Here is a 21,440-nt window from a genome sequence, read left to right as displayed (position 1 = left end):
AATTAACTGCGGGCAGTCCGGATGGGCAGGGAGGCCCGGAAGTGGTCCTCCCTCGCCTAAGCTTTAATGGCTAGCCGTTTTGGTTAGCTCGTAGCCGCTACTTTCTCCCCATCCACGCTCCAAATGCCCGAGCCTTTGGCAGCGATAAATAGAAAAATAAAGCAGAACAGCAGCGCTTTTTCACCGCCGTTGAGTAAGGGATTCCATCCCTGTGGGGCATGGACCATAAAGAAGGCTACTGCCATCTGCCCACTGGAGATAAAGGCGGCGATACTACCGATCAGGCCGATCATGATGAGAATCCCTCCCACCAATTCCACCACGCCGGCAACGCCCATCATGGAGAACAATTCTTTGGGTTCTTCGCCTCCGGGCCAGCCGATTAATTTCTGGGAACCGTGCATGGCGAAGCTGAATCCCGCCACGATTCGCAACAGGGCATACAATTGGGGGGCAAATTTTCCGAGGTACTTTTCCATAGGTTATATTGTTATTTGGTGTATGAATGAATCAATTTAATAAATAAACAGTAAAATACAATCAATACTGGCGGATTTCCTCCAATCCGCTGCCGAAACGTATCAGGCTACTGTGGCTCGCGTACTTCCCCGGGGAAGCCGATGGTGAATTTTTGGGAAATGTGCCCTTTAAGCCCGAAGCAGACTGGTTGCTCTGGCTGAGCCGGGAAAATGGATCAGCCGTCGAAGAGTGATGTGCCCGCTCAATGGCAGAATTGCCGGAAAGAAGCGCTTGCACACCGGCCGCATTCGGCACCGGCGGCCTCGTGTCGGTAGCAAAAGCATTTTGCGGGATAGTTGGGAATTGCCGGTATTTATTACCTTTTTTGGGAGTTTGAAAACGATTGCCCAATTGGGCCTTCGCTGATAAACCAACCAACATGCCAGGAAAAACCAAACCATCGAAAAAGCAGTCGAAATTGGGAACATTTGGAGGCGTATTTACCCCTTCCCTGCTGACCATTCTGGGCGTGATCATGTACCTCCGGTTTGGCTGGGTCGTCGGTAACGTGGGCCTGATTGGCACCTTATTGATCGTCACCCTGTCTACCTCGATCACCTTTCTTACCTCCCTGTCCATTGCCGCCGTGGCTACCAACGCCCCGGTGAAGGGTGGAGGGGCCTATTTTCTGATCAGCAGGTCCCTGGGTGCCGAAATCGGTGGGGCAGTGGGCATTCCCCTGTACCTGGCCCAGGCTTTTTCCGTTTCCTTGTATATCATCGGCTTTTCGGAAAGTTTGACCGCCATCTTTCCCGCCCTGGATGCCCGGTGGATTGGATTGGTAACCACCGGGGCACTGGGCGCGCTCGCATTGTTTTCCACGCAGGCGACCATCAAGGCACAGTATGTAATCCTGGGCTTAATTGCATTGTCGCTGGTATCGCTGTTATTGGGTAGTCCGTTGGAGGATTCCCATATCGAATTGTGGGGCGTGCCCGCTTCCCAGTCCGTGGGTTTCTGGCAGGTCTTTGCCATATTTTTCCCGGCAGTTACCGGCATAATGACCGGGGTGAACATGTCCGGGGACTTGAAAGATCCTGCCCGTTCCATTCCCAGGGGGACTTTTCTGGCGGTGGGTGTGGGCTATGTCATCTACATGGTACTCCCGATCGTCCTGGCTGCGCGGGTAGACGCAAGTACGCTGGTGGCCGAGCCCCTGATCATGGAGCGGATCGCACTATGGGGTGGAGCGATTCTCCTGGGCGTCTGGGGAGCCACGCTGTCCAGTGCTACGGGTAGCTTGCTGGGTGCACCAAGGGTCTTGCAGGCTCTGGCCAATGACAAGATATTGCCGGGATGGTCGCGGTTTTTTACCCGGGTTTCGGGGAAAGAGAAAATCCCCCGGGCGGCCACGGTCTTTACCATCGGGCTTACCCTGGTTACGGTATACTTTGGTAATCTCAACCTGATCGCGCCGATACTGACCATGTTTTTTCTTACGACCTATGCGGTACTGAATGTCACGGCAGGCATCGAAACCTTTCTCAAAAGTCCTTCCTTCCGCCCCAAGTTCAAGGTGCATTGGTTTTTCTCCGTATTGGGGGCCCTGGGATGCGCGGCGGTCATGTTTCTTATCAATGCCTTGGCTACCGTTGCCGCTTTTTTGGTGATTGGGATGATCTTTATCTGGCTGAAGCGAAGAAAAATCAAAGGTACCTGGGGAGGACTGGGTCGGGGAATGCTCTCCTCCATCATCCGGTATGCGCTGCTGCGTCTCGAAAAAGAAGGCGATGCGAAAAGCTGGCGCCCCAATATCTTGGTGCTATCGGGTTCCCCGGCGAAGCGTTGGCGGCTGATCGAGCTCGCCAATGACATTACCAATGGCAACGCACTATTTACGGTCAGTACCATCGTTTCCGAGTCCAACGTGCCTCAGGAGAAAGTCAAAGACTACGAGGGGCAGATAGCCGATTTTCTAAGCAATAAAAACGTGCAGGCCCTGGTTCGGGTACTGCGTGCCCCCGATCCCTTCACCGGGTCCACCCAATTGGTAAACGCCTACGGACTGGGCCAGTTGGTACCAAATACCGTTTTGTTGGGCGATACCCGGGACGCAGCCCATCTGAACGCCTATTCCGAAATGATCCGGCATTTCTACAAATCCAGAAAAAACGTCATCATAGTAAAGGACGACAATAACAAAGGGTTTAAAAAAAAGCGGGTAATCGATGTTTGGTGGGGGGGAATGAAGCGGAATGGCAGTCTGATGATTATTTTGGCCTACCTGCTCAAAAACAGCCGGGAATGGCAGCAGGCGACGGTCAACGTAAAAATGGTCGTGCCCAATACCGAAGCCTCAGCCGGGGCACGGAAAAACCTGGATGCCATCTTTTCCGGCATGCGAACCGGTTTTAGCTACCAGTTACTGGTGGCTGAAGGGAGGGATTTCTGGGAGATCCTGCGCGAGGAATCTGCCGAAAGCGATTTGGTGCTCGTCGGCCTGGCTGTCCCCGAATTGGAAGGAGATTTTGAGGTGTACTACACCGCTCTAAAAGAAAAAACCAAGGCCTTACCGACCATCGTATTTGTATTGGCCGCGCAGGAAGTGGAGTTTGACAAGGTCCTTCACTAGCGAGCGATTGGGTCGGCAGACCGGCACCATCCCCAGGTTTGGTCTGCTAACTTTTTTCCTGGTTGTACGCCTAACCCACCTAATTTTAGCCCTAAAAGGGCGGGATAGTTTTTACTTACAGGTAAAAGGTCAGATTCATCGACCAAACCCGATGAACCAATCGGTCGGCCCCATAAAAAATTGGATTTAAATCGCCATCCATTATCCAATGATCTTTAATCAAAGGTGCCAATCCATGATAATACCGGACATCGACGACAATATGGTTTCCCAACCGATAGCCCAGACCCGCTAAGGCTCCGGCGTCCCACTGGCGGAGATGCGGTATGTTGTTTGGAGAATCATCGTTGGTATTTAACCTTTCACCATTTAGCAAATACCCAAACTTGCCACCTGCCTGGAGGAAAACATTTTTCCCACCTGGTCTGAAACGAATCAGGACGGGAAGCGCGATGTAGTCAAAATGGGTAAGTAATTTGTTCGATTGGGATCCGTCTATACTGCTACCCTGTTTGCTGTAGACCAGTTCGCTTGCCATGGAAAAATTTCCAGAAAGTGGTTTTGCAAATGCAAGCCCTGCATTGTACTTCCATAACCTATCTGTCAGGTTAATACTGTTTTTAAGCTGACCGGCGTTTACCCCACCAGTAATTCCTATCCGGATATTGGTCTGTCCATACCCGTTCCAGGAAGCACTCAAAAAAAGTACAGCGCCAATAAAGGCAACCATCCGATTTCTGTATTTCATAATCCGGTTAATTTATGATGAAAGGTTCGTATTTTTTTGTTTGTAAACATTCGCTTGAAAACCTAACCGTTTTTTGTGCGAGTAGGGACCACCGCAATTTTTGTTTTTCACAAGCATGGTCGGTTTCGTTTGTTTCCGACTGCATTGGAATTTAACTAAAATTATTGGAAAATGATTACTAATCTAGTTTTAATTTCGAAGTTGGCAAACCGGGTGTTTCCAAATACCCGAAAATGGACCCTTTCGAGTAAAGGATGTAATGTTTTCTAACGTTGGGGATGGACAAATGTATTTCGCCCCTACAGGTCTTGGGATCCGTTTATCTATTTTTTCACAGGGCTGCACCCTGTGCTGGGATGTTTCGCGCTTTCAGCGCTCGGGGTTTTCTACAGAGATGGTATTCCTTGCTAGATAGCGTTCAGGGATTCGGTTAGTAATCGGCTCTGACGCCTAACTTCAATTGCCTAATTTTAGCCCTGAAAGGGCGCCATCTCCCGGTGATGGGTGCAGCACATCGTGGTAATGTCATTATTTTTTTGGCAGCCCTGTAGGGGCGGGTTATGTTCTTGTACTCCGGCATGGGGATTGACGAAAATGTTTCGCCCCTACAGGGCTTGGTATCCGTTAATCTATTTTTTCACAGGGCTGCACCCTGTGCTGGGATGTTTCGCGCTTTCAGCGCTTGGGGTTTTCTGCAGAGACGGTATTCCTTGCTAGAAAACGTTCAGGGATTCGGTTATTAATCGGGTCTGGTTTTTGAACCACCTATTTTTAGCCCTAAAAGGGCGCCATCTCCCAGCGATGGGTGCAACTCATCGTAGCAATGGAATCGATCGTTTTGGCAGCCCTTTAGGGGCGGGATATCTCTCTAGTGAACGATTAAATTTGCAAATAAAACAAAATTCAAATATATTTAACCTGCTGGTTTTTTGACAATTAGAATAAATACACAATAGGGCAGTCCCTCGTTAAAATTTATATTCACCTAATCTTCAGTACAAAAAATCGCCTCCCGTTAATAAGTAATGCGATTGAGGATTCGCTCCATCGTTATTTGGGTGGTATTTGCAATAAAATGGATTGTCAGGTTATCAAAATTGGTGGGCATACCGATCACGTTCACATGCTTTGTTTGCTTTCAAAAAAGGTTGCTTTGGTAAATTTACTTGAAGATCTGAAATCCTATTCCTCAAAATGGGTGAAGACACAAGGAGCAGGATTGGAAAACTTCTATTGGCAGAGAGGTTATGGCGCTTTTTCAGTAGATCCTTCGGAAGTTGAAACCTTAATTCAATATATTTCCAACCAGCATGTACACCACGCCAAACAGACATTCCAGGAAGAGTATCGGTCGTTTTTAGAGAAATACTGCGTTGAATACGATGAGGGGTACGTTTGGGATTAGCAGTAATCGTTTGTTAAAGACGGGATTTTTACGCAGGCGGGCAGAATGACAAACATATTTCGCCCCTTAAGGGCTTGGTATGTTCGGATTGAGGTCATTTTATCACAGGGGTTTACCCTGTTCTTGGATATTGTGCCCTGTCAGTGTTTGATGGCCCGTGTTTTTCCGTCTAATCAAGCCCTGAAAGGGCGTCTTCTCCCAGCGATGGGTGTAGCCCATCGATAGAGAATGACTCAGTTGGTCTGAGCCCTGTAGGGGCGGGATATGTTCTTGCACTCCGGCATGGGGATTGACGAAAATGTTTCGCCCCTACAGGTCTTGGGATCCGTTTATCTATTTTTTCACAGGGCTGCACCCTGTGCTGGGATGTTTCGCGCTTTCAGCGCTCGGGGTTTTCTACAGAGATGGTATTCCATGCTAGATAGCGTTCAGGGATTCGGTTAGTAATCGGCTCTGACGCCTAACTTCAATTGCCTAATTTTAGCCCTGAAAGGGCGTCATCTCCCAGCGATGAGTGCAGCCCATAGGATCCTGTCGGCTAGGGAAGAGATGCCTGGAAAAAAAGCAATAGGCCCGCCCTCCAAAAAGGAGATTTTCCCGGTTTTTCGACGGAATTTTAAATTTTTGGCTAAAACAACCCCAATCAGGGACTTTGGTACAATAAATGTACCCATTTACCGGTATTCCGGTTGCTATTTTCACCCGGGAATGCTACTTTCTCCTTTTGTAAACACAAACATTTTAACCAATGAACACTGGATTTGATCGCATACACGAATTACTCGGAACCGATGTGGGCTATTTTTTGGATCATTCCTGCAAAACGTTTGACAAAAAATCCCTGCAACTCCCGTCTCCCAATTTTATTGACGAAGTATTCGCAAACAGCAACCGAAACCCACAGGTGCTGCGCAATTTGGCCGCGCTATACGGCCATGGTCGCCTGGGCGAAACCGGCTACCTCTCCATCCTGCCTGTTGACCAGGGCATCGAGCATTCGGCAGGTAGTGCTTTTGCACCCAATCCGGTGTATTTTGATCCGGAAAACATCATCCGCCTTGCCCTGGAAGCCGGCTGCAACGGCGTAGCCACCACCATGGGAACCCTGGGGTTGTTTGCCAGAAAATACGCGCACAAGATTCCCTTTGTCGCAAAAATAAATCATAACGAGCTGCTGACTTACCCCAACAAACACGAGCAAATCCTGTTTGGCTCTGTGGAAGACGCCTGGAATCTCGGAGCCGCCGCCGTCGGTGCCACCGTCTATTTTGGATCGGAAGGATCCAACAGGCAAATCATGGAGGTAGCTGAGGCCTTTGAAAGAGCCCACCAACTAGGCATGGCCACCATTCTGTGGTGCTACACGCGGAACAGCGGTTTTGAAAAAGACGGTAAGAATTACGAAACCGCCGCAGACTTGACCGGACAGGCCAATCATCTGGGTGTCACCATGCAGGCGGATATCATCAAGCAAAAGCTCCCCACCCACAACGGGGGATTTACCAGCATCGGCTTCGGAAAATCTCATCCCAATATGTACGACAAATTGAGCAGCAGCCATCCGATCGATTTGTGCCGCTACCAGGTGGCCAATTGTTACATGGGAAAGATCGGCCTTATCAATTCCGGCGGTGCCTCTTCGGGGGAAGGCGATCTGGAAGAGGCGGTCAAAACGGCCGTAATAAATAAGCGTGCCGGTGGTACGGGCCTGATCATGGGAAGAAAAGCCTTCCAGCGCCCCATGGAGGAAGGGGTGAAGCTATTGCAGCTCATCCAGGATGTGTACCTAAGCAATGAAATCACCGTCGCCTGATTCGCTAATTGTCCTTCCCGGGATGTAGCCATCATACCTGGTCTTTCTCCCGGTGACATTGCATTTAATCCATTTCGTACCCTCAGCACCAATTGTACCAGCCAGATGTCAGAAAAATCAAATCCCACCATTCTAGCCATTATCCTGGATATGGACGGCGTGATCACCGATAGTGCGCGGCTTCATGCCCGGGCCTGGAAACAAATGTTTGATGCCTTTTTGGAAAAACTTCCCGGGGAGCAACAGCCTCCCCTGGATCTCCCCCTGGATTACAAACGCTACATAGACGGTATATCCAGGCTCGACGGGGTACGTGCTTTTCTTCAATCCCGCAACCTGCATTTGCCAGAAGGCGATCCCGATGACGGGCCGGAAGCGGAGTCCATTGTAGGTCTGGGCAAACGAAAAAACGCCTTTTTTTTGGAATTGATGGAAAAGGAGGGAGTGGATGTATTTCCGGATACCCTGGAAATGCTGAAAAAGTGGAAAGAGGAAGGGATCAAACTAGCGGTCATCTCCGCAAGCAGAAACTGCCGGAAGATTTTGGAATCGGCCGGCCTGTTGCATTGGTTCGACGTCCGGGTAGATGGAGAGACGGCCCGGAGGGAGCAACTTCCCGGCAAACCTGCACCGGACGTATTTCTCAGAGCCATGCAGGAACTAAAGGCTAGCCCGGAGCATACCCTGGTCGTGGAGGATGCAATTGCTGGTATCAGGGCAGCGAAGCGGGGCCATTTTACCCGGGTCATCGGGGTTGCCCGAAACGGAGAAACCGAGGAACTCCTGGACGCAGGAGCAGATCAAGTCGTCAAACAACTTACAGAAATAGATACGTATATGAAAACAACAAGCAGGGCGCAGCTACCCGACTCACTTCCGCATGCACTTGAAAGCATGCAGCAAATTTTCAGCGAAATGAACGGCAAAAAACCGGTTTTATTTTTCGATTACGACGGCACGCTCACGCCCATTGTGGACGACCCCGATGCCGCTGTGTTGACAGATGGAAACAAGAAAGTACTTGCGGATCTGGCGGAGGAGTTTACCGTAGCCATTATTAGCGGCAGGGGATTAAGCGATCTGCGATCCAAAGTCGGCCTTGACCAATTGATCTATGCCGGCAGCCATGGATTTGAGATATCCGGACCCGATGGCCTGGAAATGCAATACGAACCCGGTCAGGAGATATTGCCGCTACTGGACCAGGTGGAAAAAGCGGTAAAAAAGCGGATCCAATCCATCGAAGGCTGCGAAGTGGAGCGGAAAAAATACGCCATCGCCGTGCACTACCGCAAGGTGGAGAAGTCCCGGGTAAAGGAACTGAAGCAGGCAGTCGCGGAAGTCATGGAAGGGAAGGAGCAATTAAAACTTGGCAAGGGGAAAAAAATCCGGGAAATCAAGCCGAATCTGGACTGGCACAAAGGGCATGCACTGAACTGGCTATTGGATAAATTGGATCTGGCACGGAAGCGCCACCAACCCATTTTTATCGGCGACGACATTACGGATGAAGACGCCCTTCGATTCTTGCAGGGAACCGGTATTCTTGTCGGTACCCATGGGGAAGAGACCCATGCAAACTACCGGCTGAATGATACCGAGGAAGTCTACGAATTTTTAGCGCAATTGCGCCGCTGGCAAGAGCCCGCCCCGAAGTAGGTGCAGGGGAGGAAGAACGCACCAAATCGAACCAAACGTATTTAGTGAATATGAAGGATAATTTTAGCATACGTTACGATGGGTGGGAGCCCAAAAAGCAAAAACTCAGGGAAACCCTGTGCACCCTCGGAAACGGCTACATCGCCACCCGGGGAGCTGCAGAGGAAAACCGGGCCGACGAAGTGAACTATCCGGGCACCTACCTGGCCGGGGGATTTAACCGGGCCGGGACGGAGGTTTCCGGGAGGGTAATTGAGAACGAAGATTTTGTCAATTTCCCGAATTGGCTTTGTTTGAATTTCAGGCCGGAAAGAGGCGAATGGCTTAATCTCAATACCCAAAATGTGCTGGATTATCAGCAAACGCTGGACATGAGATCAGGCACGCTGATCCGTGAGTTTCGTGTCGAAGACGAGGCAGGGAGACGAACTGCGCTCCGCAGCAAGCGGATCGTCAGCATGCGGGACAAGCACATTGCCGCTATCCACTGGTCGCTTACACCCGAAAACTGGAGCGGCAGCCTGGAGATATGTTCTGCCCTGGATGGAAACGTGATCAATGACAATGTTCCCCGCTACAGAGAGTTGGAGAGCCGGCATTTGAAGCCTGCCACGACGGAAAAAATCGGTGACAATGCCATTTTTTTATTGGCCGAAACCCGACAATCCCGGATACTGATGGCGCAGGCCGCACGCACTTCCTTGTACCAGGGTGAGCGGCAACTGACCCCGTTGATAAGCACCAATCAGCGAGAAGGGTACATCGAGCAGCTGTTGCGGGTAGATGTGGAGGAGGGTACCACCTATACCTTGGAAAAGGTGGTGGGTATCTACTCGAGTAGAGACCGTGCCATCAGTCACCCCGGGATCGAAGCAAAAAAATCCGTCCAACGCGCCGGACGTTTCGAGGAGATTTGTGTGCGGCACGGGGAGGCCATTCAGAAGCTATGGAACCGGGCAGATATTGGGATTATCAACGGTGATCGAAACCAACAATTGCTTCGTCTGCATGTTTTCCATTTGCTGCAAACGGTTTCCTCCAATACGATCGGCATGGATGTGGGCGTACCGTCCCGAGGCCTGCATGGAGAGGGGTACCGGGGACATATCTTTTGGGACGAGGTATACATTTTTCCATTTTTAAACCTGCGTTTTCCAGACCTGACACGCAGCTTGCTGATGTACAGGTATTACCGCCTGGAAGAGGCGCGGTTTGCTGCCGCGGAAGTGGGAAAAAAAGGGGCCATGTATCCCTGGCAAAGTGGCAGCAACGGCCGGGAAGAAACGCAGGTGATGCACCTAAATCCAGCGTCCGGAAACTGGATTCCCGACAATACCCACCTGCAGCGGCACATCAGTTCGGCCATTGCCTACAATATTTGGAATTATTACCTGACTACGGACGATCAGCAGTTTCTCTCTTTTTTTGGTGCGGAAATGTTTCTGAGCATCGCCCTCTTTTGGGCGAGCATGACTACGCATAACAAAGAAAAGGACCGCTATGAAATTCACGGCGTGGTAGGCCCGGATGAATACCACACCTCCTATCCCGATTCCGATCAGTTGGGATTGAATAACAACGCCTATACCAACGTAATGGCCGCCTGGGTGATGCAAAAGGCGATTCATATCGTGGATATAATCGAGAAAAGCAGGCGCAGGGAGCTGATGAAGGAGCTCCATATTACCGAGGCGGATCTGGAATTGTGGAAGGACATCAGCAAAAAAATGTACGTGCCCTTTCTGGATAAACACGTCATTTCCCAGTTCGAAGGGTATGAAACGCTGGAGGAATTTCCCTGGGAAGCATACCGGGAAAAATACGACGACATTCACCGGCTGGACCGGGTGCTGGAAAGTGAAGGAGATACCCCCAATCGCTACAAGGCCAGCAAACAGGCAGATGTATTGATGCTTTTCTACCTCTTTACGAAAACGGAAATTGAGCGCATTTTTGAGAACCTCGGGCTTGAATTTTCGGAGGAACTGGTTTCAAAGAATATCGCGTACTACCGGGACCGTACCTCCCATGGGTCCACCCTGAGCCGGGTGGTATTTTCCTGGATTTTATTGAAATACGATCAGCAGCAGTCCTGGGATAATTTTGAGACCGTTCTGATCAGTGATTTTGAAGACATTCAAGGCGGCACTACGCCCGAAGGCATACACCTCGGTGCCATGGCCGGATCCCTGGATCTCGTGCAACGGGCTTTTCTTGGCTTGGAAGTTGGGGAGGATGCTTTGTGGATCGATCCGCCTTTATTGGATCACTTGAAGAAAATATCCTTGCGGGTGCAGTACCGACGCCATTGGATCGCCGTTTCGCTGGATGACAAAAAGCTACTTATCACTTTTGAGACCGGTTGGAAAAACGAGGTTAACATAGGCGTACAAGGGAAAATCCATACATTCAAACTGGGCGAGGTAAGGGAGTTTTTTTTGAACGAATAACTGGCAAGCAACCGTAAAGCGACTAAAAGTGTAACCGATTTGGACCATGAAAAAAGCAACTGCATCGAGCAATACCTTGAACGACCCTTATCGGCAATCCGTCCAGGATGTCCTGCAGGCATTGGAAGTGGACCCAGAAAAGGGTTTGTCCGATACGGAGGTAGAAAAAAGGCGAAAGAAATTTGGGCCGAACACCCTGGAAGAACAGGACAGGGAAAGTATTTGGCAGATACTCCTTGCGCAGGTGATGAACCCGGTCATTTACCTTTTGTCTGCAGCTGCCTTGTTGGCTTTTCTTTTTGGGGACATCGCAGAGGGCGTTGCCATTCTGGTGGTGCTGCTGATCAATACCTTCATTGGTTTCTGGATGGAATTTAAGGCCCAAAAATCCATGGAGGCCTTGAAGGAGATGGATAAGATTCAGGCCAGGGTCTTGCGTAACGGAGAGAAAACGACCATTGATGCCGAGGCAATTGTCCCAGGCGATATTTTGCTGGTCGAGTCGGGAGACCTGCTGTCAGCGGATGGCAGATTGCTAGCGGCCACAGAACTGGGCCTTGACGAGTCGCCACTCACCGGGGAGTCGGTTCCGGTCGCCAAAACGCCAGATACGATTGACGAAGAAAAACAAGTAGCCGACCGAACCAATATCTTATTCAAAGGTACTGCCGTCACCACCGGAACTGGCAAGGCAGTCGTGTACGGAACGGGTATGCAGACCGAGTTGGGGACGATTTCGGCATTAGTTGGGGAGGAAGAAAAGGACAGTACCCCGCTGAATAAGAAATTAAATCGGCTGACGAAAAACCTGATTTATGTAACGCTGGGACTTGCGCTGGCTTTTCTGGTTGTAGGCTGGTTGACAGGAAAGGAAATTTACGAGCTCATTCAAACCTCCATCGCCTGGACCATTGCCGCCATTCCCGAAGGGCTTCCCATTGTGGCCAGCATTGCCCTGGCCCGCGGCATGCTGCGGTTGGCAAAAAAGAACGTCATTGTAAAAAAGCTGGAAGCTGTGGAAACACTGGGAGAGACCACCGTCATTTTTACCGATAAAACCGGCACCCTAACAAAAAACCAGTTAACAGCTACCACCCTGGTATTTCCAACGGATACGCGATTGGAGATTGACTGGTTAGATAGTGGGGAAGTGAAGGTATCCGGCGTGGAAAAACCCAGGGAAAATACGAATTTTCACCATCTCTTTAAGGTCGCCGTTTTGGCAAACGATGCCCAATTGACAGAAGAGTCAGGGCAAGGAGGCAATGAATCTGCGCAAGAAAACCAAAAACCGCCCGCACCTGCAGAGGACCCCGATGAGAAACCACAGGCCGGGGCAGGCGAGGGTGATCCGCTGGAACTGGCCCTGCTCCATTTTTCCAAAAGGGTAGACTCGTCCCAATTTGAGCGGCTGCGTCAATTAAAGCGGGAGTTACACGATCCCTTTGACTCCGAAGCGATGGTCATGGGAGCGGTATATAAAGAGGGGGAAACCCACTACGTGGCCGGAAAGGGTGCTGCCCATGCCTTCCTGGATCGGTCCGCGAAGATTTTGGTAGACGGGGAGGTTAAAGCCTTATCGGAGGAAGAAAAATCCCAGTGGTCGGAAAGGAACGATCAGTTGGCCGAGGAAGGCTTACGGGTTTTGGCCTTTGGGTACAAAGAATTGGATCAGTTGCCTAAAGGGAAGCAAGCGGATGATTTTTTGCAGGACATGATCTTTATTGGCTTGATTGGGTTTATTGATCCGCCGCGTATGGAAGTGGCAACCGCCATGGATACCTGTGCGGAGGCGGGAATTCGGGTGGTGATGCTGACCGGTGACCACCCAGGAACGGCCCGAAACGTTGGAGAAAAAGTCAATTTGATCGACGAGGAAGCGGACCGGGAGGAGCTGGCAATGTCTGGGAAGCACCTGGATGCAAAACTGGAAGAAGCGGATAGCGATCAATTGACAGCGGTTCGCATTTTTTCCAGGGTAGACCCTTCACAAAAGCTAAACCTGATCAAATACTTTCAGGATAAAGGGGAAATAGTGGGCATGACCGGTGACGGAATCAACGACGCGCCGGCCTTGAAAAAAGCCAATATCGGAATTGCCATGGGCCAACGAGGCACGCAGGTGGCGCAAGAGGTTTCGGACATGGTGCTAAAAGACGACGCCTTTGGTTCGATCGTCAAAGCGATTGAGCAGGGGCGCGTTATATTTGGCAATATCCGGAAATTTATCATGTACCAATTGTCCTACCACCTGAGTGAGATCCTGATTATTGCGCTGGTTAGTTTCAGCCTTTTTTCCTTGCCCTTACTGCCCTTGCAGTTGCTTTTCTTAAACATCCTGTCTGATGTATTTCCAGCCCTGGCTCTGGGTGTGGGTGAAGGCAATGCGGACGTGATGAAAGTTCCACCAAAAGATCCCCGGGAACCGCTTTTGACGCGTAAAAATTGGATGCAGATTGTTGTGTATGCACTCGTACTCACTGCTTGCGTCTCCGGAGCGTATTTCTTTGCGCATTTTGTATGGGAACAGCCCGAAGAAATCAGCAACAATGTGGCTTTTTTCAGCCTCGCCTTTGCCCAGTTGCTGCACGTATTCAACATGAGGGAAGGAAAAGAAAATGTATTTTTCAATCAGGTGACGCGAAATAAGTACATCTGGATGGCGCTTGGCTTGTGTCTAAGTCTGCTGGCCCTGGCGTATTTTACCCCAAAAGTCAACGAGATTTTGTCGTTTCAGCAAATGGAAGGTAGAATATGGGCGCTAATCGTTGGAACGAGCTTTTTGCCATTGATCATCATACAAGTGATGAAGCAGATTAAAAAGAACTTATAAGGTAACATGTGGAGAAAGTTGATCGGTATGAAAAAGTAAGTTCGTCCACCGCAGGTCTTGGAATGGGGTGGACGAAATTCGGCGGTTTACCTCAATTGCATTAGTTATTTTTTCCGTTAACCCAGGCGGCAATCCCTGCCACGGTGACAATTCCTACCAGGAGCAGTGCCAGGTTGATGTCTCGTTGCGTCTTTTGTGCTTTTTTGAGATAGGTAGCACCAACGCCTTTGGACGCGATGAACTCTTCAATTTTGTCAATTCGATCTTCTAATTCTTCCTTAGCTTTCTTTGTTAAATCCATAATTTATCAATTTTTGTTTCGTTGGTACACCCTCTTAACCGAGAAGTTAAAAAAATAGTTCTGATTTACTCAGTTCGATGTTCTCCCTTGACCCAATCTAACACTCCCGGATCAGGTGTCCGTTGTTTAAAAAAAACAGATCTGGTTGGGTCTTTAAGCATGTAAATGATGTATTACGAGGCAGGAGTACTTGTCCAATCGGAGGTCGGAGGGGAACACCGTGTGTTCCCCTCCGATTGGATCTCTGGTAATTGCAATCTATTGTACAGATTGGCTATCTGGCATGGTGATTGTACAAATTATATCAGTTAACGAATAAATTTAACAAATAAAATTAAACCTGTATTATTATGTTGAAAGTAGAAATCAAAAAAATCATAAAAAGTTTCGGATTTTTACCCATCGCTTCTCTTGGGCTATTCGCTGGGGTGATTTCCGGCTGTGATACAAATGACGACGATGTGGTGCCCCTGCCTGAGATATCCTATGTAGGATTGTACCACGCCTCTCCGGATGCGCCCTCTCTTGACATATTGATGGAGAACGGCCGGATCAATTACTACCCGCTGCGGTATGCGGATTATACGAATTACCTCAACTTTTATGCGGGGGAACGAACCATGCGGGTAAGTCCGGTAAGTGCATCCAACGTTGTGGTAGATACCACCTTTACTTTTGAAACTGGTGAAGCGTATTCGCTTTTCTATGTAAATGAGTACGACAACATACAAGCGATGTTGGTAGAAGACGAGGAGGTAGCTCCCGCACTAGGAGAAGCCGCCGTGCGGTTTGTTCACTTGTCACCCGATGCTCCGGAAGTAAACGTGATTCGATCGGAAGAAGATGAAGGCGAGACCTTGCTGGTAGAAGATCAGGGATATCTGGGCGCCAGCTCCTTTGTAACGGTAGCTAGTGGTCTACAGTCCTTTCAAGTCAACCTGGCAGCTACCGGAGAAGAAGCGCTGTCTATTCCGGATCTAAATTTACGGTCTGGAGGCGTGTACACCATTGTAGCTCGGGGTTATGCCAGCCCTCCTGCAGGAAACACCAATAATCTAAGTGCGGATATATTAGTAAATAATTAATGCCCGCCCAGGCTAGAAAAAAGAGTAAAAGCCTGCTTCCTGGATTTTCCGTGGAGCGGGCTTTTTTTATTCAAAGTTAAGTTTTTTTCAACGGTTGCGGGATGCCCTACCCCTCAGGGGTTTTTAAGGACTATCAATAGAAAAGGTAGTACCCGCCCATGCCCAACGAAAACAGGGTAAGAAACCCAATCCCCATCAGTGAAATCACATGCGTGATTCGGCCCGGACGTTGGCTTGTCGACAGGTGCTCACTGAAAACCAGCCGGTAATTGAGAAAGGCAATGATCGGCGCGATCAAAAAGGAGATGATGGTCGCAAGATTGATCAATTCGGTAAAGGAGGTCATGAAAAAGCGGATGGTAACGAATCCTCCCAGACCGATGAGTCCGATCCAGAAAAGGTATTGACGGCGGCTTTCGGGTTTGTTTCGCAAAATTGCTACCGCTCTTGCCGTAGACCGGGCGTAGCCATCCATCACGCCAATACATGTTCCAAGCATGATGGTAAAGCCCGCGGCAGCGATGATCGGAAAGGTCCAGGCCCCCAAGTTGGCTGCATACAGGCTCACTACTCCCGACGCAAAACCCACGTTGTTATTGGGAAGCACACGTTCGGTTCCGTATAAAAGGAACGCCCCCAATACCACAAAACAAATGGACAATGCTGCGGAAACCCAATAGCCAAGGTTGAATTCAAAAACGGTTTCCTTTACCGTCGGCCGGTACCCGCTTTGCTTGATTCGCTCGGTCGTCCACAGGCTGTTCCAGGTAGAGGAGTCGATGGCAGAGGGCATCCAACCCATGAGCGCGATAATGAATGGTAGGGTAGCCGGACTGATTATTTCCGCCAGGGGCTGCATCACCAAGGGCTTTTCGGGTCCATTAAAAAGTGCGATAAAAAATGCCAGTAAGGTACTGAGCAGCATGAAGGTGCCGATGACTTTAATACCAGCGTCCAATAGCGCATAGCGGCCCAGCGCCAGAAAGAAAAATGTGAAGGCAAGTAATACCAAAGAAGGCAGGTAATAGTAGGCGGCAGGAACCTCGATTCCAAAAAGAAACTGCAGAAAACCGGCGGCAACATAGGTGACGGCAGCATTTACAAAAAACATGGAAAGCAAATTGATACCCAGATACATTTTGAGGTATCCGGGGTGGAGGAGCTGGTAGCCGTCTATTAGCGAGCGCCCGGTAGCGGAGGCGTACCGGGAGCCGAATTCAAACGTGGGCCATTTAAACAGGTTGGCAGCAAGGATAAAACCTACCAGGGCAAACCCGAATTCCGCACCGGCCCGGGTGCTCTGCACCAGGTGGGAAACACCGATTGCCGTGCTGGCAAATAGGATCCCCGGTCCCAGGGTTTTAAAAAAGGCCCTCGATTTCATCGTTGAAGGAGGTTTTTTAGCGTAAGAAAAGTCGCATTGGTGCCAGCCCCATGACAGACTACCCGGCCTACTCTCCGGAGGAAACTCATCTCTCTGACCCGCTGACTCGATCTCCAGGGGTAGTTGGGGGAAACGAGCGGTTGAGCGCTACTTGTTGACGACGGATGCCTTATGCGATCCATTCCACGTTAAATTTTTTACCCAGTGCCTTTAGATCCGCTATGACCGGTTCCAGGAGGGGAATGCCTTCCTGCATGCGTTGTGCCTCCAGTTCCCGCTCCGGGTCTCCGGGAATCAGCACCTTCTCCTGACCCGCTACTGGTAGGGCTTCTCGGAAACGCCCGATCCATTGATCCATATGCGTTTTGAATTCGTCGGCTGGTCGAAAGGCATCGATGCGCATGGCGCCAAAAAAATGACCGAGTCCTTCTCCCACCGGATGGGGGTGTGGTTCAAGAAAGGCCACAAAAGGCGGAACCCAGGGGCCGTAATTGGCTCCGGATAGTACCGCCGAAAATATGTCGACCACCGAGCCAAGCCCGTATCCTTTATGGGACCCGTGTTCCCGATCGCCGCCCAACGGCAACAAGGCGCCTCCGTCTTTGACACCAAGCGGGCTGGTAGTGGGATTTCCATCCCGGTCCTGTATCCATCCCAGAGGAGCTTCCTGTTGTTTCCGCTGTAGAATTTCCAATTTACCATTGGCTGCGGTGGTCGTAGCCATGTCCAGCACAAATGGGGGTTGCTTGTTTGCCGGGATGGCCACCGCAATGGGGTTGGTCCCTAACATGCGCTCCCTGGAAAAGGTGGGACTTACCAGGGGGCTGGCATTCGTCAGGGAAATCCCGATCATGTCGTGTTTCAATGCTTCCATGGCATGAATTCCGGCAATTCCGTAGTGGTTGGAATGTTTAACGGACACCCATCCGGTCCCGGCTGTTTTTGCCTTATCAATGGCCACTTGCATAGCAAAGGGAGCCACCACCAGGCCCAGACCTCCGTCTCCATCAACCACCGCCGTACTCGGCGTTTCGTGCACGATGTGCAGATTGGGACGGGCATTGATTCGGTCGGCCTCCCAGAGCCGCACATAGCCCGAAAGGCGGGCCACCCCATGGGAATCCACGCCCCGCACATCGGCAGCCAATAGCACGCGTGCGGCGGTACGGGCGTCCTCCTCGGAGCAGCCTATTTTTTGCAAAATATGGATGGTGAAATTTTCTAACTGAGCGAAGCTAAAATTCATAAATAAAGCGAAAAGGGGTACTTGTACGGGTGCAAAAATGCAAAAAGTAAAAGTAATGGGAAAACATTGTCCCCATTTATTCCCCGATCCCGACGGTAAGGTCCGAGTTTACCCCCACCCCTTCCAGGATTTCCGCCAGGGCCCCTTCTTTAAGGGAATAGGTGGAACAAAGCATGTCTTGGGAATCAATCTGGCGCAGGATATACCGGATCAGGCAGGAGGCCACCACGATCATGTCTACCCGCATGGGAATCATTCCCGGGATTTCGAGCCGTTCCTTTTTAGGCAATTGGATCAGCCGATCGGAAATTTCATAAAATGCATCAATTGGCAAGCGATGCCGGTGCACCTCCCGACGTTTTTTTTCCTGACGGGAAGCCAGGTAAATATCGGTAAGCGTATCAAACGTTCCAGAAGCTCCTACCAATTGGCTGGGTCGAAATTCCCGAATGGCGGCAAGCAGGGGGTGTAGCTCTTGTGACAAATACTGGTAAAGCTTGTCGGTCTCCTCCCTGGAAATCGGGTCGTGGTAGTGAAAACGATCCAGCATGCGCTGTCCGCCAATTTCAAAACTCCCCTTCCAGTGGATGGTGTCTTTATTTCCGACAATGAATTCGACGGACCCACCTCCTATATCCATCATCAGGGCATTGCCGCTGTCCAGGCAGCCGCTCATGCGTATTCCTTTGTAAATCAGTTCTGCTTCCCGCTCTCCGTCGATTACCTGAACGGCAATGCCTGTCTGCTGCCGGATTAGTTTTACGAAGGATGATCCGTTTTCCGCGTTGCGCACGGCACTGGTAGCGAAGGCGAAAACCGGCTTAATCTCTTCCCCGCGAATCAACTGCTGGAAGTGGTGGAGGGTGTGCAGGGCCCGTTTTTGGGCATCCGGAAGGATGAGGTTTTGCTGGATGCCTCCCTGTCCGATTTTCACCGGTACCTTTTCCTTGTACAGGGTTTCAAAACCTCCTTCACCCAGCGCAACCATGAGTAAATGGAAGGTATTGGTGCCCATGTCAATGACTGCGGCCTTATTTTTCATGAACCTGGTTTTCAAAAGTTTCTGCGAATATAGAAAGTTTATCTAAAAACCAGCCAACCCCATCCCGTATATTCGAAAAATAGCCAGGAAATGTCCCGCTGGTTTTTTTCAACCCCATCTTATCTGTAATTTTAGCCCTTCATGGCGGTAAGCCTGGAGTTATTGCTAATAGAAAATGAACTATGGAGACAAACGAAAAATTCCTGCACGAATACCTGAATAATGCATCACCTACCGGATTTGAGGCCTCGGGTCAGCAGATCTGGCTGGATTATATCCGCCCATTTGTGGACGATTATTTTACGGATGCCTACGGTACGGCAGTAGGCGTAATCAATCCAAAGGCAGACTTCAAGGTGGTCATCGAGGCACATGCGGACGAGATCAGTTGGTTTGTTAATTACATCACACCGGAGGGATACATTTACGTCATCCGAAACGGAGGTTCGGATCACATGATTGCTCCTTCCATGCGGGTAAACATCCACACGGATGACAAGGTGGTGCCAGGTGTATTTGGATGGCCCGCCATTCACGTGCGCGACAAGGCCAAAGAGGAGACCCCCAAAATGGAGAATATCTTTATCGATGTGGGTGCCCGGTCTAAAGACGAGGTGCTGGAAATGGGGATTTACGTGGGCTGTGTGGTCACCTTCAAAGATGAATTGACCGATTTGAACAATAAATTCTACTCCGGGAGAGCACTCGATAACCGCATCGGCGGATACATGATAGCCGAAGTAGCCCGAAAAATCCGCGAGGAAAAAGTGGAATTGCCGTTTGGGCTGTATGTCGTCAACGCCGTACAGGAGGAAATCGGTTTGCGTGGGGCCGAAATGATCGCCGCTTCCATCAAACCCAACATCGCGTTGATTACGGACGTGTGCCACGATACCACTGCACCGATGTACAATAAGATTACCAGCGGGGATTATACCGCCGGAAACGGCCCGGTTTTGACCTGTGGGGCTGCGGTGCATAAAAAACTGCTGGATCTGATCATCGATAGCGCCAAGAAACGAGACATTCCCTTTCAGCGCTCCGCCTCCTCCAGAAGCACCGGTACCGATACGGATGCCTTTGCCTATTCCAATGGGGGTGTCCCATCGGCTTTAATCTCCCTTCCGCTGAAATACATGCATACCACTGTGGAGACGGCGAGTAAAAAAGACATCGAGCACGTCATCGCCCTGATGATTGGATTTCTGGATGATTTTGACCAAAAATTTGATTTCCGGTACGTAAAATAAAAAGCCCAAAAGACCGCAGTGTGCCGGACTACTTCTGCTCGCTGCGGTCCAACCCATCTGTCTATGAAAGTATTTATCAATAAAATCATTCCGGCAATCGGATACCGCATGTTGGAAGAAGCGGGCGTGGAGTACACGGTGTGGAAGGAAAAACCCATTTTGGATAGGGGGCAAGCCATTCAGTTTTGCAAAGGGCACGACGCCTTTTTGAGTGCCGGTCAGGCAGGCCTGGATGCAGATTTTTTTGATCAGTGCCGACATTTGAAGGTAGTCGCCTTGCACTCCGTTGGTTTTGACGGGGTAGACGTGGCAGCGGCTACCCGGCGTGGGATACCCGTAGGGAATACCCCGAATGTGTTGAACAAAGCTACGGCCGAAACCGCCCTTTTGCTGATGCTCACCGTGGCCCGCAGGGCCTTGTTTCATCACAAAAAAATCAAAAAGGGGCAATGGGGTATCTCTCAACCTACCGAGGGATTGGGCATCGACCTGGCGGGAAAAACGCTGGGAATTGTGGGCTTAGGTAGGATTGGTGCCGAACTGGCCCGCATTTGCACCCAATCCTGGGACATGAATATCCTGTACCACAATCGGGGTGTAAATCCGGAAGCCGAGCGGGAGTTTGGAGCCAAACGCGTAAGCCTGGACGAGCTGCTCGCGCAAAGCGACGTCGTATCTGTGCATACCGCGCTTACCGAAGATACCAGGGGTATGTTTGGAATGGAGCAGTTTAAAAAGATGAAATCCTCCGCTTTATTTATCAATACCTCCCGGGGAGGGGTACACAACGAAGATGAATTGACCCAGGCTCTCCGAGATGGAATCATTTGGGGCGCAGGAATCGATGTGACCAATCCCGAGCCCATGCATCCGGACAACCCCTTGCTTGACATGGACAATGCCGTGGTATTTCCGCACATCGGCTCTGCTACCAAAGAGACCAGAGATGCCATGACCCGTTGTGCCGTGGAAAATATCATTGCAGGGTTGCAGGGGAAAGAATTGCCTTATCCGGTAAATCCCGAGGTCTACAAAGGGCTTCTTGGAAAATCCAATAAAATTTGACCACGTAGGATGAAACTATATCCTTCGTGGTTTTTTTTTATGATTATTTGCTCTGATCGACAGTACAA

General features: G+C 50.2%; 16 protein-coding genes. 9 read left to right on the top strand and 7 right to left on the bottom strand.

The genetic code is table 11. The annotated features are described in order from the left end of the window. Positions 1 to 83 precede the first annotated feature (83 nt). The gene (locus GCU44_RS18865) at positions 84 to 479 is read right to left on the bottom strand and encodes a DoxX family protein (RefSeq protein WP_092177755.1); all 396 of its coding nucleotides are present in this window, start codon (positions 477 to 479) and stop codon (positions 84 to 86) included. A gap of 419 nt (positions 480 to 898) precedes the next feature. Between GCU44_RS18865 and GCU44_RS18860 the strand changes: the two genes are divergently transcribed. Next, entirely contained in the window at positions 899 to 3,091 is a 2,193-nt protein-coding gene (locus tag GCU44_RS18860) for a Na-K-Cl cotransporter (protein WP_154858624.1), read from the top strand. A 115-nt stretch (positions 3,092 to 3,206) separates the two neighbouring features. Here GCU44_RS18860 and GCU44_RS18855 read toward each other — a convergent pair whose 3' ends face one another. Then, on the bottom strand, positions 3,207 to 3,839 hold the full coding sequence (locus GCU44_RS18855) for a porin family protein (protein ID WP_154858622.1): 633 nt from the start codon (positions 3,837 to 3,839) through the stop codon (positions 3,207 to 3,209). Positions 3,840 to 4,791: 952 nt separating this feature from the next. Between GCU44_RS18855 and tnpA the strand changes: the two genes are divergently transcribed. After that, on the top strand, positions 4,792 to 5,244 hold the full coding sequence (gene tnpA, locus GCU44_RS18850; protein WP_154858620.1) for an IS200/IS605 family transposase: 453 nt from the start codon (positions 4,792 to 4,794) through the stop codon (positions 5,242 to 5,244). A gap of 102 nt (positions 5,245 to 5,346) precedes the next feature. Here tnpA and GCU44_RS18845 read toward each other — a convergent pair whose 3' ends face one another. Then, on the bottom strand, positions 5,347 to 5,520 hold the full coding sequence (locus tag GCU44_RS18845) for a hypothetical protein (RefSeq protein ID WP_154858618.1): 174 nt from the start codon (positions 5,518 to 5,520) through the stop codon (positions 5,347 to 5,349). A 472-nt stretch (positions 5,521 to 5,992) separates the two neighbouring features. Between GCU44_RS18845 and GCU44_RS18840 the strand changes: the two genes are divergently transcribed. From GCU44_RS18840 to GCU44_RS18825, 4 genes are all read left to right on the top strand, one after another. Beyond that, the gene (locus tag GCU44_RS18840; RefSeq protein WP_154858616.1) at positions 5,993 to 7,057 is read left to right on the top strand and encodes a class I fructose-bisphosphate aldolase; all 1,065 of its coding nucleotides are present in this window, start codon (positions 5,993 to 5,995) and stop codon (positions 7,055 to 7,057) included. Between the two features lie 105 nt (positions 7,058 to 7,162). After that, complete coding sequence (gene otsB, locus GCU44_RS18835; protein ID WP_154858614.1) at positions 7,163 to 8,716, top strand: trehalose-phosphatase; 1,554 nt, start codon at positions 7,163 to 7,165, stop codon at positions 8,714 to 8,716. A 50-nt stretch (positions 8,717 to 8,766) separates the two neighbouring features. Beyond that, positions 8,767 to 11,166, top strand: a complete 2,400-nt coding sequence (locus GCU44_RS18830; RefSeq protein ID WP_154858612.1) for a glycoside hydrolase family 65 protein — start codon at positions 8,767 to 8,769, stop codon at positions 11,164 to 11,166. A gap of 46 nt (positions 11,167 to 11,212) precedes the next feature. Beyond that, positions 11,213 to 13,999 carry a cation-translocating P-type ATPase gene (locus tag GCU44_RS18825; protein WP_154858610.1) on the top strand — a complete coding sequence of 929 codons (2,787 nt, stop codon included), beginning with the start codon at positions 11,213 to 11,215 and terminating at the stop codon, positions 13,997 to 13,999. 100 nt (positions 14,000 to 14,099) lie between these two features. On the opposite strand, the gene GCU44_RS18820 is transcribed toward GCU44_RS18825, so the two are convergent. Continuing rightward, complete coding sequence (locus tag GCU44_RS18820) at positions 14,100 to 14,300, bottom strand: hypothetical protein (protein WP_154858608.1); 201 nt, start codon at positions 14,298 to 14,300, stop codon at positions 14,100 to 14,102. A gap of 350 nt (positions 14,301 to 14,650) precedes the next feature. Here GCU44_RS18820 and GCU44_RS18815 point away from each other — a divergent pair, with 350 nt between their 5' ends. After that, positions 14,651 to 15,385, top strand: a complete 735-nt coding sequence (locus tag GCU44_RS18815; protein ID WP_154858606.1) for a DUF4397 domain-containing protein — start codon at positions 14,651 to 14,653, stop codon at positions 15,383 to 15,385. A gap of 133 nt (positions 15,386 to 15,518) precedes the next feature. On the opposite strand, the gene GCU44_RS18810 is transcribed toward GCU44_RS18815, so the two are convergent. From GCU44_RS18810 to GCU44_RS18800, 3 genes are all read right to left on the bottom strand, one after another. Further along, positions 15,519 to 16,769, bottom strand: a complete 1,251-nt coding sequence (locus tag GCU44_RS18810) for an NRAMP family divalent metal transporter (RefSeq protein ID WP_154858604.1) — start codon at positions 16,767 to 16,769, stop codon at positions 15,519 to 15,521. Positions 16,770 to 16,938: 169 nt separating this feature from the next. Then, positions 16,939 to 18,015 (bottom strand): Ldh family oxidoreductase, encoded by a 1,077-nt coding sequence (locus tag GCU44_RS18805; protein ID WP_154858602.1) that lies wholly within the window; start codon positions 18,013 to 18,015, stop codon positions 16,939 to 16,941. Positions 18,016 to 18,091: 76 nt separating this feature from the next. Continuing rightward, positions 18,092 to 19,057 (bottom strand): Ppx/GppA phosphatase family protein, encoded by a 966-nt coding sequence (locus GCU44_RS18800; protein WP_154858600.1) that lies wholly within the window; start codon positions 19,055 to 19,057, stop codon positions 18,092 to 18,094. A 182-nt stretch (positions 19,058 to 19,239) separates the two neighbouring features. Here GCU44_RS18800 and GCU44_RS18795 point away from each other — a divergent pair, with 182 nt between their 5' ends. Further along, positions 19,240 to 20,307, top strand: coding sequence for a zinc-binding metallopeptidase family protein (locus GCU44_RS18795; protein WP_154858598.1), 1,068 nt, complete (start codon positions 19,240 to 19,242; stop codon positions 20,305 to 20,307). Positions 20,308 to 20,370: 63 nt separating this feature from the next. Then, positions 20,371 to 21,372, top strand: coding sequence for a 2-hydroxyacid dehydrogenase (locus GCU44_RS18790; RefSeq protein ID WP_154858596.1), 1,002 nt, complete (start codon positions 20,371 to 20,373; stop codon positions 21,370 to 21,372). The last annotated feature ends 68 nt before the right edge of the window (positions 21,373 to 21,440 follow it).

Source organism: Cyclobacterium xiamenense, assembly GCF_009467825.1.
Taxonomy (GTDB): domain Bacteria; phylum Bacteroidota; class Bacteroidia; order Cytophagales; family Cyclobacteriaceae; genus Cyclobacterium; species Cyclobacterium xiamenense.
This window is presented reverse-complemented; position numbering and strand designations above follow the sequence as displayed.